Source organism: Micromonospora sp. NPDC049900 (assembly GCF_044461025.1).
GTDB lineage: Bacteria > Actinomycetota > Actinomycetes > Mycobacteriales > Micromonosporaceae > Micromonospora.
In genome coordinates this window covers 172600-188506 of record NZ_JBITKM010000003.1, presented here as the reverse complement: position 1 = coordinate 188506, position 15907 = coordinate 172600, and the positions used below count along the sequence as shown (strand labels likewise).

Annotated in this window: 16 protein-coding genes; 7 read left to right on the top strand and 9 right to left on the bottom strand. The window is 71.8% G+C overall.

All coding sequences use genetic code 11. The features are described from left to right. Nucleotides 1-119: 119 nt before the first annotated feature. The 3 genes from ACIBMZ_RS09170 to mqnE all read right to left on the bottom strand — a co-directional run bounded on the left by ACIBMZ_RS09170 (nt 120) and on the right by mqnE (nt 2154). Nucleotides 120-461, bottom strand: a complete 342-nt coding sequence (locus tag ACIBMZ_RS09170; protein ID WP_396692072.1) for a DUF4229 domain-containing protein — start codon at nt 459-461, stop codon at nt 120-122. Between the two features lie 76 nt (nt 462-537). Then, nucleotides 538-960 carry a hypothetical protein gene (locus ACIBMZ_RS09165; protein WP_396692071.1) on the bottom strand — a complete coding sequence of 141 codons (423 nt, stop codon included), beginning with the start codon at nt 958-960 and terminating at the stop codon, nt 538-540. Between the two features lie 24 nt (nt 961-984). Continuing rightward, entirely contained in the window at nt 985-2154 is a 1170-nt protein-coding gene (mqnE, locus tag ACIBMZ_RS09160; RefSeq protein WP_396692070.1) for an aminofutalosine synthase MqnE, read from the bottom strand. A 289-nt stretch (nt 2155-2443) separates the two neighbouring features. On the opposite strand from mqnE, the gene ACIBMZ_RS09155 reads away from it, so the two are divergent. After that, entirely contained in the window at nt 2444-3997 is a 1554-nt protein-coding gene (locus tag ACIBMZ_RS09155; protein ID WP_396692069.1) for an NlpC/P60 family protein, read from the top strand. A 782-nt stretch (nt 3998-4779) separates the two neighbouring features. Here the strand turns inward: ACIBMZ_RS09155 and ACIBMZ_RS09150 are convergent. Beyond that, nucleotides 4780-5553 (bottom strand): hypothetical protein, encoded by a 774-nt coding sequence (locus tag ACIBMZ_RS09150; RefSeq protein WP_396692068.1) that lies wholly within the window; start codon nt 5551-5553, stop codon nt 4780-4782. On the opposite strand from ACIBMZ_RS09150, the gene ACIBMZ_RS09145 reads away from it, so the two are divergent. The 3 genes from ACIBMZ_RS09145 to ACIBMZ_RS09135 all read left to right on the top strand — a co-directional run bounded on the left by ACIBMZ_RS09145 (nt 5528) and on the right by ACIBMZ_RS09135 (nt 8406). Beyond that, nucleotides 5528-5920 (top strand): hypothetical protein, encoded by a 393-nt coding sequence (locus ACIBMZ_RS09145; protein WP_396692067.1) that lies wholly within the window; start codon nt 5528-5530, stop codon nt 5918-5920. The genes ACIBMZ_RS09150 and ACIBMZ_RS09145 overlap by 26 nt on opposite strands. Nucleotides 5921-6131: 211 nt before the next feature. Beyond that, entirely contained in the window at nt 6132-7721 is a 1590-nt protein-coding gene (locus tag ACIBMZ_RS09140; RefSeq protein WP_396692066.1) for a DEAD/DEAH box helicase, read from the top strand. 55 nt (nt 7722-7776) lie between these two features. After that, complete coding sequence (locus tag ACIBMZ_RS09135) at nt 7777-8406, top strand: putative glycolipid-binding domain-containing protein (RefSeq protein WP_396692065.1); 630 nt, start codon at nt 7777-7779, stop codon at nt 8404-8406. A 13-nt stretch (nt 8407-8419) separates the two neighbouring features. On the opposite strand, the gene ACIBMZ_RS09130 is transcribed toward ACIBMZ_RS09135, so the two are convergent. Further along, nucleotides 8420-9511 (bottom strand): PLP-dependent cysteine synthase family protein, encoded by a 1092-nt coding sequence (locus tag ACIBMZ_RS09130; protein WP_396692064.1) that lies wholly within the window; start codon nt 9509-9511, stop codon nt 8420-8422. Nucleotides 9512-9533: 22 nt separating this feature from the next. Beyond that, nucleotides 9534-9992, bottom strand: coding sequence for an Lrp/AsnC family transcriptional regulator (locus ACIBMZ_RS09125; RefSeq protein WP_387258362.1), 459 nt, complete (start codon nt 9990-9992; stop codon nt 9534-9536). A gap of 268 nt (nt 9993-10260) precedes the next feature. Between ACIBMZ_RS09125 and ACIBMZ_RS09120 the strand changes: the two genes are divergently transcribed. Further along, nucleotides 10261-10527, top strand: a complete 267-nt coding sequence (locus tag ACIBMZ_RS09120) for a BldC family transcriptional regulator (RefSeq protein ID WP_396692063.1) — start codon at nt 10261-10263, stop codon at nt 10525-10527. A 29-nt stretch (nt 10528-10556) separates the two neighbouring features. On the opposite strand, the gene ACIBMZ_RS09115 is transcribed toward ACIBMZ_RS09120, so the two are convergent. Further along, nucleotides 10557-11186 (bottom strand): UbiX family flavin prenyltransferase, encoded by a 630-nt coding sequence (locus ACIBMZ_RS09115; RefSeq protein WP_396692062.1) that lies wholly within the window; start codon nt 11184-11186, stop codon nt 10557-10559. 175 nt (nt 11187-11361) lie between these two features. Here ACIBMZ_RS09115 and ACIBMZ_RS09110 point away from each other — a divergent pair, with 175 nt between their 5' ends. After that, entirely contained in the window at nt 11362-12348 is a 987-nt protein-coding gene (locus ACIBMZ_RS09110; protein WP_396692061.1) for a terpene synthase, read from the top strand. Between the two features lie 82 nt (nt 12349-12430). On the opposite strand, the gene mqnP is transcribed toward ACIBMZ_RS09110, so the two are convergent. Both mqnP and ACIBMZ_RS09100 read right to left on the bottom strand, forming a co-directional pair. After that, the gene (mqnP, locus tag ACIBMZ_RS09105; protein WP_396692060.1) at nt 12431-13345 is read right to left on the bottom strand and encodes a menaquinone biosynthesis prenyltransferase MqnP; all 915 of its coding nucleotides are present in this window, start codon (nt 13343-13345) and stop codon (nt 12431-12433) included. After that, nucleotides 13345-14805 carry a menaquinone biosynthesis decarboxylase gene (locus ACIBMZ_RS09100; protein ID WP_396692059.1) on the bottom strand — a complete coding sequence of 487 codons (1461 nt, stop codon included), beginning with the start codon at nt 14803-14805 and terminating at the stop codon, nt 13345-13347. The genes mqnP and ACIBMZ_RS09100 overlap by 1 nt, the downstream gene beginning before the upstream one ends. A 190-nt stretch (nt 14806-14995) precedes the next feature. Here ACIBMZ_RS09100 and ACIBMZ_RS09095 point away from each other — a divergent pair, with 190 nt between their 5' ends. Further along, on the top strand, nt 14996-15868 hold the full coding sequence (locus ACIBMZ_RS09095) for an alpha/beta fold hydrolase (RefSeq protein WP_396692058.1): 873 nt from the start codon (nt 14996-14998) through the stop codon (nt 15866-15868). Nucleotides 15869-15907: the final 39 nt, after the last annotated feature.

The window sequence follows — 15907 nt, the reverse complement described above, 5'->3', positions numbered from 1 at the left end:
GGTTCCCCGCCCGGTAGCGGACAGCCCACCACCGGTCACATGGTCATATCAACATCGATCGCTGTCCGGCCCATCCCAGCCGGATCCTCATGCCGACGACATGGTCCCGTCGCGACTGGTCAGGAGGACGGGCCGCGCCCCGGCTCGGTGGCGGACCCGGGCTGGTCGGTCGTCCCGCCGTCGGCCTGACCGCCGGAGACGGTGTCGGTGTCGGCCTGGTCCTCGCCGGCCAGGGCGGACCGTAGCCGCTCCTTCTCCGACCGGCGCCGCTCGGCGGCGGCGGCCATCTCCTCGGCCATCTGGTCGCGTACGCCCTTGAGGAGGAAGAAGGAGACCGCGGCGGAGAACAGCAGGGCCAGGATCAGCTTGAGGAAGATGTCCATGTCGACCGGCCAGAGGGCCAGCATCACGACCACGAACAGGCCGATCCGGCCGAGGGTGTACTTGGCCGCCGCGCTCACGTCGTACTCCATTCTCCGCCGAGGGCGGCCTCTCTTCGCTCCTCCGTGCGGCCTCGCCGCACGACGCAGGGCGACCTCAGGTCGTCCGGTCGACCAGCCAGCGGACGCCGGGGAACCAGACCAGCGCGTACACGACGGTGAACGTCACCGCCGCCAGGCCACCGGAGAGCAGCGGCGACAGCCCGGTCACCACGCCCGCCACCAGCAGGCCGGAGACCACCGCCATCGCCAGCGCCACCAACCCGGCCACCACCCGGGGCGCGCCGAACTCCCAGGCCCGGAAGTCCTCCCAGAACAGCCAGACGGCCAGGATCACCGCCAGCCAGCCGTTGGCCTGACCGAAGTCTCCGGCGCCGAACCAGGCGAAAGCGGTGTCGAAGAGCACCAACACCAGCATCCCGATGACCACCCCGGCCAGGCTGACGCCGAGCAGGTCACCCAGGAACCGGATGCGCCCGTCGTCGTCCCGGCGCGGGAACGCGCCCTGCTGCTCGCTCATCGTCGTGCCAGGGTACGCGTCGACTCAGGCCCAGACCTGCTGCGGCTCGGAACGGCGTTCCGCCATGCTCGGCGCGGCGTCGTACTCGCGGACCACCTCGTAGCGGGTGTTCCGCTCGACCGGGCGGAAGCCGGCGTCCCAGATCAGGTGCAACAGGTCGTCCCGGTGCATCGTGTTCGGCGTCCCGTACGAGTCCGCGTCGTGGGTGATCTTGTATTCGACGACCGAGCCGTCCAGGTCGTCCACGCCGAAGTTGAGTGAGAGCTGGGCCACCGAGAGCCCGTGCATCACCCAGAAGCACTTGACGTGCGGCACGTTGTCGAACAGCAGCCGGGAGACCGCGAAGGTCTTCAACGACTCGGCCGGCGAGGCCATCGTGGTGCGTGCCTGGATCCGGTTACGGACCTTGCCGTCCGCCGAGTCCACGAAGTCGTGCTGGTAGCGCAGCGGGATGAAGACCACGAAGCCGCCGGTCTCGTCCTGTAGCTCACGGAGCCGCAGCACGTGGTCGACCCGGTGCCGTGGCTCCTCGATGTGGCCGTAGAGCATGGTCGACGGCGTCTTCATGCCCTTGCTGTGCGCCAGCCGGTGGATCCGCGACCAGTCCTCCCAGTGGCAGGCGTGGTCGACGATGTGCTGGCGGACCTCCCAGTCGAAGATCTCCGCGCCGCCACCGGTCAGCGACTCCAGACCGGCCTCCATCAGCTCGTCGAGGATGGCATCGGCGGTCAGCCCGCTGATCTTCTCGAACCACTGGACCTCGGTCGCGGTGAACGCCTTGAGCTTGACCTTCGGCAGCGCCGCCTTCAGCTCGCGCAGCACCTTCGGGTAGTAGCGCCAGGGCAGCGTCGGGTGCAGGCCGTTGACGATGTGCAACTCGGTGAGCTGCTCGTCCTCCATCTCCTTGGCCTTGCGGACCGCCTCGTCGATGCGCATCGTGTACGCGTCCTTCTCGCCCGGCTTGCGCTGGAAGGAGCAGTACGCACAGGAGGCGGAGCAGACGTTGGTCAGGTTGAGGTGCCGGTTGACGTTGAACATCACCCGGTCGCCGTTGCGCTCGGTGCGCGCGTGGTGGGCCAGCCGCCCCAACCAGGTCAGGTCATCGCTGGAGTAGAGCGCGATGCCGTCCTCACGGGTCAGCCGCTCCCCGGCGTACACCTTCGCTTCGAGCTCGCGCTTGAGTCCGGCGTCCATCGAAAGCCCGTCCCTTTCCCCTGCGTCCGCGACCGCTACCGGCCGCAGTCAGAGCCTACGTCGCACACCCGGGCTGCTCACACCGTGGTCCTTCGGTGACCAGCGTCTCCCGAACTCACAGTTTTCTTTAACCCGTCCAAACATCGACACCGCGCACCAGGTGAGGTAAGACAGGATGGGGCACGCCACACCTCGCACCGGTGACCGCGATCCGGCGACACCTGGCAGTAGCGTCCCCACGTCCGCGTCCGACCCCCGGCGTGGCGTAGCAGGTCCGGACGGGAGCGCGATGGTCGACAGCACGGACGGACGACGGCGACGGCGACGGAGTCCGGTGGTCTCGCCGGTGCTGCGGCCGATGCTCTGGTCCGCCCTGCTCAGCGCCGTCGCGAGCGCCGTCCTCGCCGCGCCCGCGTACGCCGAGCCGGGCATCCCGGCCACGGTGCCCGACACCGGATCCCGCCCGGCCGTCGCCGGTCAGCTCCAGTTGCCCGGTGCACCGACCGGCGGCACCCCCGGCGTGGTCGCCCCGACCGTCACCCCCGCCGGCAACGCGCTCGAAGCCCAGATCAACGCCGTCGAGGCACGGATCGGCGAACTCGGCACCCAACTGCTCGACCTGCAACAGCAGCGCACCGAGGCCGAGTCGCAGCACACCGCCGCGCAACGCACCCTGGAGTTCGCCCGGGCCGCGGTCCAGCAGGCCCAGCAGCGCGCCGACCAGGTCGCCGCCGAGGCGATCAAGGTCGACGCCGCCCAACCGCCCGGCGACTGGGCGGCCACCCTGCGCGACCTGGAACTGCTGCACCGGGCAAACCGGGGCGAGCGCAGCGAGGGCGCCACCGGCCCGGCCGCCGGCCAGGTCAGTCGCGCCCGGGCCGAGGAGCAGGTGGCCACGCAGGCGTTCACCGCGGCCGAGCAGCGGCTGCGCGGGGTCCAGCAGCAGTACGCCGCCACGCAGCAGTCGCTGCGGGAGGAAGAGGCGAAGCTGGTCAAGCTGCGCGAGGAGAACTCCGCGCAGTTGATCACGCTGGCCCGCCAGCAGGAAGCCGCCGAGCAGCAGCTCGGTGCCGACTACGTCGACCAGTCGGCCGACGGGCTGGTCGCGCACCCCACCGCGCTGGCCGCCCTCGCGTACGCCCGCCGTCAGCTCGGCGACCCGTACGTCTGGGGTGCCACCGGTCCGAACTCGTTCGACTGCTCCGGTCTGGTCTGGTCGGCGTACCGGTCGGCCGGGTACAACAAACTGCCCCGGGTCTCCCGCGACCAGTACTACGCGACCCGGGCCCGTACCGTGCCGCGCAACGCACTGCTCCCCGGCGACCTGGTCTTCTTCGCCTCCGGCAGTAGCTGGCGGACGATCCACCACATGGGCATGTACGTCGGCGGCGGCAAGATGATCCACGCACCCACCACCGGCGACGTGGTGAAGATCTCGACGGTGCGCTGGTCCCGGTTGTACGCCGCGACCCGGGTGGTCGGCGCGGTCCCGGCGCCCGCCGCCTCGCCCACTCCGTCGCAGCCACCGGCGCCCAAGCCCACGCCGAAGCCGACCCCGAAGCCCACCACCAGCCCGAAGCCGACGCCGACGCCGCGACCGACGTCGCCGTCCCCCACGCCGACGGGCTCGCCCACGCCGACGCCGACCGGCACCCCCTCGCCCTCGGTGACGCCGTCGCCGACCACCTCGCCGTCGGAGAGCCCGTCGACCACGGCCACCCCGAGCACGGAGAACAGCAGCCTCACCCCGACGCGCAGCAGTTCCACCCCTACCACGGCGACGAGCAGCAGGGCTGCCGAGGAGAGCGCCTCGGCCACCCCGTCCACCACCGGCGGTCGCTGACCCGGGCGGGGCCCGCCGAGGGCGATCCGGCCCGTCCCACGCGTACACGAGGGACACTGTGCGGGCTACGGGTGTGCCATCCGGTCGGGATGTGGCACGGTGTCATCCAGGCACTGCCGGTCCGGTGGTACGGATCCGGGTGCGAGCGTGGCACGGAGGACGAGGATGACCGAACACGAGGTTCCGGTGAAGCCGGCCGACCCTGCGTCCACCGTCACGCCGACCGACGCCGCAGCACCCGCTCCGGCCGCCTCCTCCACACCTGAGCCTGCGTCCCCCACTTCGCAGTCCGGTCCGGCCGTCCCGGAGCCCGCTCCGTCCGACCCGGACCCGGCCGGCACTGCTTCCGCCGTTCCGGCGTCAACGACCCCCGGCGACGCCGATCGGTCACCGGTACGCGGCCGGGCGGGCGTCGCCCGCGTACCCGCACCCGGGGACTCGGCCGTCGGCGCCGGACCCGCCGCCCCGGCCGCGCCCGGGTCCGGCGCTTCGGCGACGGGCGGCGGGACCACGTACCGGGCCGGCGTCCCGGTGACCCCCGAGACCGACCGACCGCCGGTCAGCGCGGGCGTGAGCGGGATCGTCGGCAACACGGGCATGAACCGGGCCGTCGGCAGCGCGGGCGTGATCGGGGCCGCCAAGGCCGGGACGGCCGGCGTTCCCGGGCAGCGCGAGCCGGTGCCGCCGACGTCGGCCCGAGCCAGCGTCCGGGTCGCCGGGACGGGCCAGGTCAGCGCGGACGAGGCCGCGTCCGCCGGTGGTGGCTCGCGGGCGGCCGGGGTCTACCGGTCGACGCCGATCGCCCCGAAGTCGTCCGAGGCCGCCCCGGAGTCGTCCGAGGCCGACCGGCCGGTCGAGCCACCGCAGCCGACGACGCCGGAACCGCAGCCCGTGCCGGAGCCGGTGGAGCCCGCGCCGACGCCGCCCGCACCGGTGCCGGGACCCAATCCGCCCTCGCCGACGCCGCCCGTCCCGGTGCCGGAACCACCCACGCCCGGGCCGTACCCGCCGGGGCCGGTGCCCGCGCCGCCACCCGCTCCCCGACCGGCACCGCCGGTGCCGGGTCCGCCCGCCCCGCCGCCCGGCCCACCCGTGCCGTCGCCACCGCCGCCGCCCGGTCCGATGCCCGCACCACCGTTCCCGCCGCCGCCGGCCACCGCCGCCCCGACCCCGTTCGGGTCGGCCCCAGCAGGGTCGGCCGCAGTCGGGTCAGCCTCCGTCGAGTCGGCCATGGGATCGGCTTCCCTCGGGTCCGCCACGGTCGGGTCGGCCAGGGCAGCAGCGACCCCGGCGGCATCGGCTGCGGCTGCCTCGACCACGGCGGCGTCGGCCCCGCCCTTCTCGGCACCCCCGGTGGTACCGGCTCCGGCGCTGCCGACCTGGCCGCCAACGACCACTGCGAGCGGGCGTCGGGACGAGCCGGTCGGCGACTCGCCGGGGGTCGCAGCCCGCCCCTCGGTACGGCCGGGGCTGTTGCCGTCCGAGCCGCCGACGGCACCGCTCGGCAGCGACCCGGACCGGACCCGGCCGGTGCCGCTGGACGACCCGGAGATCACCAGGCCGGTCTCCCGGCCGCACCCGCCGTCGGCGGCCGGACCAGCGGCAGCAACCGGTCTCGGACCTCGGCCGGACACCGCCGGGTCGGCCGGGTCGGCGGCGTACCGTCCCGGCGGGTCCGATCTGAGCGCCTACTACGCGGGCGGTTCGGGGGCCAACACCGTGGCCTTCCCGGTCGGCGAGGAGAACTCCGGGTCACTGACCGGTCACATCCTGGCGCAGGGTTGGACGGACACTCCGGCCGAACGGTCCGGGAACACCCTGCGGGTGCTGATCGTGCTGGCGGTCGCGCTGGGCCTGCTGGTGGCGTTCAGCGTGCTCGTCGTCCTGTTGACGAACGACGCGCTGAGCGGTCTGACCGGCTGAACGACGGGTGAGCCCGCCCACTACCCCCATCCGGTTCCCGCGTGGTGACGACTCTCGCCGTACACTTGTGGGCGATCACTGACCTGGCGCGCGAACCGCGCGCCCATGGGCGTTCTTGCGGACGGATCCGGCGGCGCAGTGCCGTGGCGGGACATCGCGAAGGTGCGCCCCGCTCGAAAGGCATTTCTTGACCACCTCCGCTGCCTCTGGCATGCCCCTGTCCGCCTCCGACGTTCCCACCGATCTGCCGGCCGACGCCGCCGGCCCCGACCAGTCGATCGACTTCGGCGCGCTGGGTCTGCCCCAGCCGCTCGTACGCGCCCTCGCCCGGCAGGGCATCACCGCTCCCTTCGAGATCCAGCGCGCGACCGTGCCGGACGCCCTCGCCGGCCGCGACGTGCTCGGCCGTGGGCAGACCGGCTCGGGCAAGACGCTCGCCTTCGGGCTGCCGCTGCTGGCCCGGGTGGCCGAGGGGGGCCGGGCCCGCCCGATGCGGCCACGTGCCCTCGTCCTGGTGCCCACCCGGGAACTCGCCATGCAGGTCAACGACGCGCTCCTGCCGTTGGGCAAGGCGGTCGGCGTCTTCCTGAAGACCGCCGTCGGCGGGGTGCCCTACGACCGCCAGATCGACGCCCTGCGTCGGGGCGTCGAGGTGGTCGTGGCCACCCCGGGTCGGCTCGCCGACCTGATCGACCGTGGCGTCTGCCGCCTGGACGACGTCGAGGTCACCGTGCTCGACGAGGCGGACCAGATGGCCGACATGGGCTTCCTCCCCGAGGTCACCGAGCTGCTGGCGAAGACGCCCGCGAACGCCCAGCGGCTGCTCTTCTCGGCCACTCTGGACACCGACGTGGACGCGTTGGTCCAGCGGTTCATGACCGACCCGGTGACGCACTCCACCGCGCCCGCGACCGCTGCGGTCTCCACGATGGACCACCACCTGCTGCTGATCCCGCCGCAGGAGAAGTTCCCGGTGACCGCGTCGATCGCGGCACGGTCCGGCCGGACCATCGTCTTCGCCCGTACCCAGCTCGGCGTGGACCGGCTGGTCACGCAGCTCGCCGCGGTCGGCGTACGCGCGGGTGGGCTGCACGGCGGCAAGACCCAGCGGATGCGTACCCGCACCCTGGCCGAGTTCCGCGAGGGTCGGACCAACGTGTTGGTGGCGACCGACGTGGCGGCCCGGGGCATCCACGTGGACGGGGTCTCGCTGGTGCTGCACGTCGACCCGCCGAAGGATCCGAAGGACTACCTGCACCGGGCCGGACGTACCGCCCGGGCCGGTGAGGCGGGCGCGGTGGCCACCCTGGTGCTGCCGAAGCAGCGCCGTACCATGCTGGCGATGCTGGAGAAGGCCGGTGTGGAGCCGGAGCAGACCCGGGTACGCGTCGGTGACGCCGCATTGGCCGAGCTGACCGGAGCCCGCGAGCCGAGCGGGGTGCCGGTGCGCGAGGAGCGGGACGAGCCGCGTCGACCCGGCCGCCCGACCGGAGGCCCGCGTCGGTTCGGCGACCGGCCCGGTGGCGACCGTCGCTTCGGTGACCGCCCCGCCGGGGAGCGCCGCTACGGCGACCGCAGCTACGGGGACCGCTCCTACGGGGACCAGCCGCGTGGCGAGCGCCGCTACGGGGACCGCAGCTACGGCGACCAGCCGCGCGGGGAACGCCACTTCGGCGACCGTTCCTACGGTGACCAGCCGCGCGGGGAGCGCCGCTTCGGTGCCGACCGGGGCGGGCGCTCCGAGGTGCGGGGCGACGAGCGGCGCGGGTCGGTCGGGCGTCCCCGGGCGCACACCTACTGATCGTCCTTCGGCGCATGGCCTGCCGGGCCGGGCGCGGTGGCGTAACGTCCGAAACATGTCGACCATGCGGAAGTCGCTGCTGTGGACCCGGTCCGACACGGCCGGTGCCGAACACGCCGTGGTCGACGACGGTTCCGGACTGACCGCCCACGGCACCCAGATCGCCGCCGACCCGGTGCCCTACACCTGCCGCTACCAGGTGGCCACCGACTCCGAGTGGGTCAGTGTCCGCCTGGAGGTCGAGGTCGAGGGGGCCGGGTGGCGGCGGAGCGTACGCCTGGAACGGGCGACCGAGCGGTGGCGGGTGACCGCGGCCGAGCAGGGTGATCTGGACGCGGTCCTGACCGCCGCCGGGCGGGCCCCTGCCGGGCTGCCCGGCCTGGAGGATCCGGACCGCCTGGTCGACGCCCTCGACGTCGACCTGGGTGGCTCACCGCTGTTCAACACGCTGCCGGTGCGGCGACTCGGCCTGACCACCGCGCCCGCCGACACCACGCACCGGATCGACGTGGCCTGGGTGCTGCTGCCGAGCCTGACCGTGCTTCCCGCCGAGCAGGTCTACACCGGGCTGGGCCCGCACCGGTTCCGGTACGCCAGCGACGGCTTCAGCGCCGAGGTCGACGTGGACCGGGACGGCTACGTGCAGCACTACCCCGGTCTGGCGGAACGCTCGTCGCCCCGCTGAGGCGTCGGCCGGTTCAGCCCGGCCAGGAACAGTCGGCCAGGAACCGTTCCACCGTCGCCAGGTGCGGGGCCAGGTCGAGACCCTGCCCGGCCACCCACTCGTCGGCGTAGTACGTGTCGGCGTACCGGTCACCGGCGTCGCAGATCAGGGTGACCACCGAGCCGGTGCGCCCGGCGGCGCGCATCTCGGCGATCAGCCCGAAGGCGCCCCACAGGTTGGTGCCGGTCGACCCGCCGACCCGTCGGCCGAGGACGGCCGACCCGGCCCGCATCGCGGCCAGGGAGGCGGCGTCCGGCACCTGCACCATCCGGTCCACCACGCCGGGCAGGAAGGACGCCTCCACGGTGGGTCGGCCGATCCCCTCGATGCGCGATCCCCTCCCGGTGCGGACCGACCAGTCGGCCGCCTGCCAGGCCGGATAGAACGCGGAGTTCTCCGGGTCCACCACGCAGAGCTTGGTGGGCAGCCGCCGATAGCGGGCGTACCGGCCGATGGTGGCGCTGGTGCCGCCGGTGCCGGCGCCGACCACCACCCAGGCGGGTATGGGATGCCGTTCCAGGGCGAGCTGCGCGTAGATCGACTCGGCGATGTTGTTGTTGCCCCGCCAGTCGGTGGCCCGTTCGGCGTAGGTGAACTGGTCCATGAAGTGCCCGCCGGAGTCCTCGGCGAGCCAGCGTGCCTCGATGACCACCTTGGCCGGGTCCTGCACCAGGTGGCACCGGCCGCCCTGGAACTCGATCTGGGCGATCTTCTCCGGCGATGTCGAGGCGGGCATCACCGCGATGAACGGCAACCCCAGCATCCGCGCGAAGTACGCCTCGGAGACCGCCGTGGAGCCCGACGACGCCTCGACGATCGTGGTCTCCGGCCCGATCCGGCCGTTGCAGAGCCCGTACAGGAACAGCGAGCGGGCCAGCCGGTGCTTGAGCGAGCCGGTCGGGTGCACCGACTCGTCCTTGAGATAGAGGTCGATCCCCCACGACCGGGGCAGCGGGAAGGGCAGCAGGTGGGTGTCGGCGGACCGGTTGGCGTCCGCCTCGACGGCGGCGATCGCCTCGGTCACCCACCGCCGGCCCGCCTCGTCGCAGCGGTCGAGATGAGTCACGCTCGGAAAGGTAGCAAGCCGTTCAGGAGGAGGTCTGCGCCACCGGCTGGGGGCGGTTCTCCCACTTGGTCGACAGCGCGATGCCGGTGCGGGTGGAGGCCACCCCGGGGGTCCGGTTCAGCCGTACGATCAGCCGCTCCAACTCGACGATGGTGCTCACTCTGGCCTTGAGCAGGAAGGACTCGACTCCGGCCATGAAGTAGCAGGACTCGATCTCCGGTATCGCCCGGAACGCCTCCAGCACGTCGTCGGTGTCCGCGCCGGAGTCCTCGACGATGCCGATCAGGGCGGTGACGCCCAGCCCGACGGCCTCCGGCTCGACGTCGGCCCGGTATGCCCGGATGACCCCGCCGGACTCCAGTTTGCCGACCCGTTCGTGCACTGCCGGCGCGGATAGGCCGACCTGGCGGGCGAGTTCGGCGTACGACAGGCGGGCGTTGCCCCGGAGCAGGTCCACGAGGCTACGGTCGATGGCGTCCACGGACTGTGACCCTAGTCGGCGGCGCGTGACACCGGGACTCCGGTATCCGTTGGGCATGGCAGTGGGTGACAGTTCGCATACCCAGGGTCGGAAGGGCGCGCCGCCGGTACCATTTACTAACTTCTCACTCAGTGCGTTTTTCGCGTTTGGCGGACAGGCCAGTTCGCTGGTGCTGTAATTGCCATACGTCCCTCATGACGGCTCTGGGCTCGCACCGGCCGGGGGCAGTGTGTTCAGCCGGGGGCTTCGTCGACGCGAGGAGGGGGCTGTGGACACTGGAGATCGCCTGCTGACACCGGGTGAGGTCGCCGCGCTGTTTCGGGTTGACCCGAAGACTGTGACGCGATGGGCGGCAGCCGGCCGGATCGGCAGTATCCGGACTCCAGGAGGGCACCGCCGGTTTCGGGAATCCGAGGTGCGGGCCCTGCTTGAAGGGGAGGGCATGCTGGAAGAGGCGGACGAGATGGGCAGACCACGCAACAACGGCCCAGCCGCCTCGACCGGCCCGGGTCCGGCCAACGCCGGCATGTACTGAGTGGTGCGGGTCGGGACGCGGACCGGTCGTCAGGTCCGGTCCGCGTTCAACTTCCCCGCCCACCTGCGGAACAGGGTGTGCGGTACGCCGAGAGCGTCGAGCACCTTGCCGGCCACGAAGTCCACGAGCTGAGCCGCCGAGGCGGCGGCTCCCGCGCCGTAGAAGCCGGGACTGGCCGGCAGCACCACCGCACCCGCGTCGTGCAACGCGATCAGGTGTTCCAGGTGGCTACGGGTCACCGGGGTCTCCCGAGGCACCACCACGACCCGTCGACGCTCCTTGAGGTTGACCTCGGCGGCGCGCTGCAACAGGTCCTTGGACAGCCCGATGGCGATGCCGGCGCAGGCCGCCGTGCTGGCCGGTACCACCGCCATGCCACGCACCGGGTACGAGCCGCTGCTCGGCCCGGCCGCCAGGTCACCCGCCGGCCAGTGCCGTACGTCGGCGCCGACCAGGTCGCGGCCGAGCCAGGCGCCCAGGTCGTCCGCCCAGTGGGCGTCCCGGAACGACCTGCCGGTCTCGTCCAGCACGGTCAGCCGGGCGGCCCGGGAGACGATCAGATCCACCGACTCCCCGGCGTCGAGCAGTCCGCGGACGACTGCGGCCGCGTACGGCGTCCCGGAGGCCCCGGAGACGCCGACCACCCATGGTTCACGCATCCCCCAAGCCTGCCTGGTCACCGTCGACACCGGTGCGGCACCCCCGGGACCTGCCCCGATCCGGCGGCAGTGCGTCGTTACGCCATCGATGTCCGATCAGCGTGCGAGGGTCATCGCGACCTGGCATGCTGCCTGGTGCCGCACGCGGTACGGCACCTCAGGGGGAGGGATCGGGATGAGTCAGGACGTCCTGCCCTCGCTGCGGGACGCCTGTCCGATCCCGTCCCGGCTGTCGCCGTACGCCGACGACGTGCAGGAGTGGTTGATCGACTGGTTGCCGCAGACCGGGCTGACGGTGGACACGGGAACCGTCGGGCTGCTGGCCGGTGCCCGCTTCGCCCGCTACGCCGGTCGGCTCTACCCGGACGCCGACGAGCCCGACCTGCGCGTACTCACCGCGCTGTTCACCTGGTTCTTTCTGGTCGACGACGCCTGTGACAAGCCCGGCCGGTTCGGCCTCGCCGAGATCCGTGGGCTGCGCGACGGCGTACCCGCGTTGCTTCTCGGACGGGCCCGGTCAACGCAGACCGGGCTGGTCGGGCCGATACGCCGGCTGCTGGTGACCGCGTGGCGAGAGCCGCGCCGCCGGATGCCGGCCCCCTGGCGGGCCCGGTTCGCCGACGCGGTCGCCCACCACCTCGACGGCACGTGGCGGGAGGCGGCCAACAAGGCCGACGGTCACCGGCCCGGCGTCGACGAGTACGTCGAACTGCGCCGCGCCACCTCGGCCGCGTACGTGTCGTACCCGCTGGTGGAGTTCGTCACCGGTCGGCCGCTGCCCGACGCGGTCTACCACCATCCGGTGCTGAGCCGGTTCCGGGACCTCGGCAACGACCTGCTCTCCTGGTACAACGACCTCGCCTCGTTGGAGCGCGACGAGGCGACCGCAGGCGGGCACAACCTGGTGCTGGCGACCGCCACCGAACACCGGCTGTCCCGGACGGCCGCGATCGAGTCGGTGACCCGGCGCTGGCACACCACGATGCGGGAGTTCGTCGACCAACGGTCCCGGGTGCCGTCGTTCGGTCCGGCGCTGGACGAGGCCGTCACCGCCCACCTCGACGGGGTGTCCCGGGCCGTGCGCGGCACCATCGACTGGACGTTGGAGAGCACCCGCTACGCGGGTAAGGAAGGGCACCTTCCTAACGCCTCCGGTAGATAAGGGGTCCCTTCCTAACGCCCGAACCCCGCACCCGAACCCAGCCCGCACCTACGCACGGCAGGGCGCCGGACGCGCACGGGGTTCAGGGGCGCAGGCCGAGCCGGACGACCAGGTCGAGCACGGCGAAGGCGAACAGGGCGATGCCGACGAAGCCGTTGGCGGTGAAGAACGCCCGGTTGACCCGGCTCAGGTCGGTCGGCGTGACCACCAGGTGCTGGTAGCCGAAGGCGACTGCGGTCATCAGCAGACCGATCCACCAGAGCCAGCCGAAGCCGACCAGCACGCCGAACCATCCGAACAGCGCGAAGGTCACCACGTGCGCGACCGTGGAGGCGTGCAACGCGAAGCGCAGGCCGTACCGGGCCGGCACGCTGTGCACCCCGATCTCACGGTCCACCTCGGCGTCCTGGCACGCGTAGATCAGGTCGAAACCGCCGATCCACAGGCCGACGGCCGCACCGAGCAGCCAGGCCGGTCCGGAGCCGGCGAAGGTGCCGGTGACCGCCAGCCAGGCGCCGATCGGCCCGACCGCCTGGGCCACCGCCAGGATCGCGTGCGGCCAGTTGGTGAACCGCTTGCCGTACGGGTAGACCACCAGCGGCACCACGGCCAGCGGCGCGAGCACCAGACAGAGCGGGTTGAGCAGGGCGGCGGCGGCCAGGAAGACCACCAGGGCGACGCCCGCGCCGGTCCAGGCCGTGCGCAGGCTCACCGCCCCGGTGACCAGTTCCCGGTTGGCGGTACGCGGGTTCCGCGCGTCGATCCGGCGGTCCAGGATGCGGTTCGCGGCCATCGCGAACGTCCGTGCCCCGACCATCGCCACGGTGATCAGCAGCAGGTCGAGCCAGCGCACCCGACCACCGTTGACCTGCATCGCGGTCAACGCCGACAGGTACGCGAACGGCAGTGCGAACACCGAGTGCTCGATCGCCACGAGCTTGAGGAAGGACTTCACGCGCCCGGGATGTTCGGTCGGCTCCACGGCGGCGGTCGTCATCAGATGCCGTACTCCTTCCACCGCTTGTCGACCAGCGAGACGACCTCGGGCGACATGGTCATCTCCTCCGGCCAACCCCGGGTGTAGCCCTCGGTGGGCAGCTTACGGGTGGCGTCGATGCCTGCCTTGCCGCCCCAGAACTGCTGGTAGGAGGAGTGGTCCAGGTGGTCCACCGGCCCCTCGGTGAGCAGCAGGTCACGGGCGTAGTCGACGTTGCCGAAGGCGCGGAACGCCACCTCGCGGTAGTCGTGCACGTCGCAGTCCTCGTCGACGATCACGATCAGCTTGGTCAGCGACATCATATGCGCGCCCCAGATCGCGTTCATCACCTTCTGGGCGTGCTTCGGGTAGCGCTTACGGATCGACACGATCGCGCAGTTGTGGAAGACCCCGGCGGCGGGCAGGTCGTAGTCGACGATGTCCGGGATGAGGAAGCGCAGCAGCGGCGCGAAGATCCGCTCGGTGGCCTTGCCGAGACCGTGGTCCTCCTGCGGCGGCTTCGAGGTGACGATCGTGTGGTAGAGCGGGTCGCGCTGCATGGTCATCGCCTCGACGTGCAGCACCGGGAACGGCTCGACCGGGGTGTAGAAGCCGGTGTGGTCGCCGAACGGGCCCTCCGGCAGGCGCTCGCCCGGCTCCAGGTAGCCCTCCAGCACCACCTGGGCGTGCGCCGGCACCTGCAACGGCACGGTCAGGCAGTCGACCATCTCCACCCGCTCGCCGCGCAGGAACCCGGCGAACAGGTACTCGTCGATGTCAGCGGGGAGCGGCGCGCTGGACGCGTAGCTGACCACCGGGTCGCAGCCGATGGCGATGGCGACCGGCAGCCGCTGGCCCAGCCGCTCGGCGACGGCGTGGTGCGCGGTGGAGTTCTTGTGGATCTGCCAGTGCATGCCGAGCGTGTTGTGGCTGTGCTGCTGGAGTCGGTAGAGGCCGAGGTTGCGCTTGCCGGACTCCGGGTGCTTGGTGTGGGTCAGCCCGAAGTTGTGGAAGATCCCGCCGTCGCCCGGCCACACCTGCAGGCCCGGCAGCCGGTTCAGGTCGACGTCGTCACCCCGGTAGACCACCTGCTGACACGGCGCGGTCTTGACCTTCTTGGGCGGCATCGACTTGAGCTGCATCACCTTGCCCAGGCCGCCCATCATGCCGGAGAAGCCCATCGGCAGTTCCGGCTTGAGCATCTCGCCGATCCGGTTGCCGATCTCGTCCAGCGACTCGACACCGAGCGCCATCGCGGTGCGCTTCTCGGTGCCGAACAGGTTGATCGCCACCGGCATCTCGCCCCGGGTGGGCCGCTCGAAGAGCAACGCCGGGCCGTCGTCCCGTACGGTCCGCGTGACGACTTCGCTGATCTCCAGCGTCGGGTCGACCGGTACGCCGACGCGCCGTAGTTCGCCCGCGCGCTCCAGCGTCGCCAGGAAGTCCTTCAGATCGGTGTACGGGAACCCACGAGCCGCCATGCAGCAAGTCTGTCCTACGCACCTGTGAAGTGCCCACGCCGGGTGCTGTGATGTGAAAGGAAGGGCCCCTTGTTAACGCCTCCGGTAGAGCACGGGTCCCCTGCTAACACACGGCGGCACGGAATTGCACACCGCGGCATAGAAAGGAGCCGGCGGGGTAGTCGAGCACCCGACGAGAGCGGAGTCGATCATGGCTGACGAACGGGTTCCGGCGGGGTTCACGGAGCAGCGAGCGAAGGTCGGCGACATCGCTGTCAACTACATCCGAGGCGGTAGCGGCCCCACACTGGTGCTGCTGCACGGGTATCCGCAGTCCTGGTACATGTGGCGGCACATCCTGCCGGAGTTGGGGCGGTCGTTCGAGGTGATCGCACCGGACCTACGGGGCTTCGGCGGCAGCGACGCCCCGCCGGGCGGGTACGACAAGAAGACCCTCGCTGGTGACCTGCACGGGCTGCTCACCAGCCTGGGCCTGAACCGCGACCTCCGGCTCGTCGGCCACGACATCGGGACCATGGTCGCGTACGCGTACGCCGCGGCCCACCCGGACCGGGTGCAGCGGCTGGTACTCAGCGAGGCACCGATCCCCGACGAGGGCATCTACACCTTCCCGGCGCTCACCGCCGCCGGCCCGGGGGTGTGGAACTTCGGCTTCTTCAGCCTCACCAACGGGCTACCGGAACAGCTCGTCGCCGGTAGGGAGACGCTCTGGATCGACCGGTTCACCGACTCGCTGATGCTGCGCAAGGGCAGCCTGGACGCGACGGACATCGAGGAGTACGCCCGGCACCTACGTGACCCGGCCCACCTACGCGCGAGCTTCGAGTGCTTCCGCGCCTTCGGGCAGGACATCGCGGACAACGCCGAATACCGGAAGTCGATGCTGGCAATGCCGGTGCTCGCCATCGGCGCCCAGGCGAGCCTCGGCCGCCAGGTGGCCGAGCAGGTCCACCGGTACGCCAGTTCGGTGACCGGCGAGGTCGTCGAGGACAGCGGCCACTGGCTCTTCGAGGAACAGCCGGCGGAACTCACCGCCCTGCTGCTGCGCTTCCTCCGAGCCTGACCGCCTCGCGGCCCGGGGCATGCGCTGACTGCCTGCCTG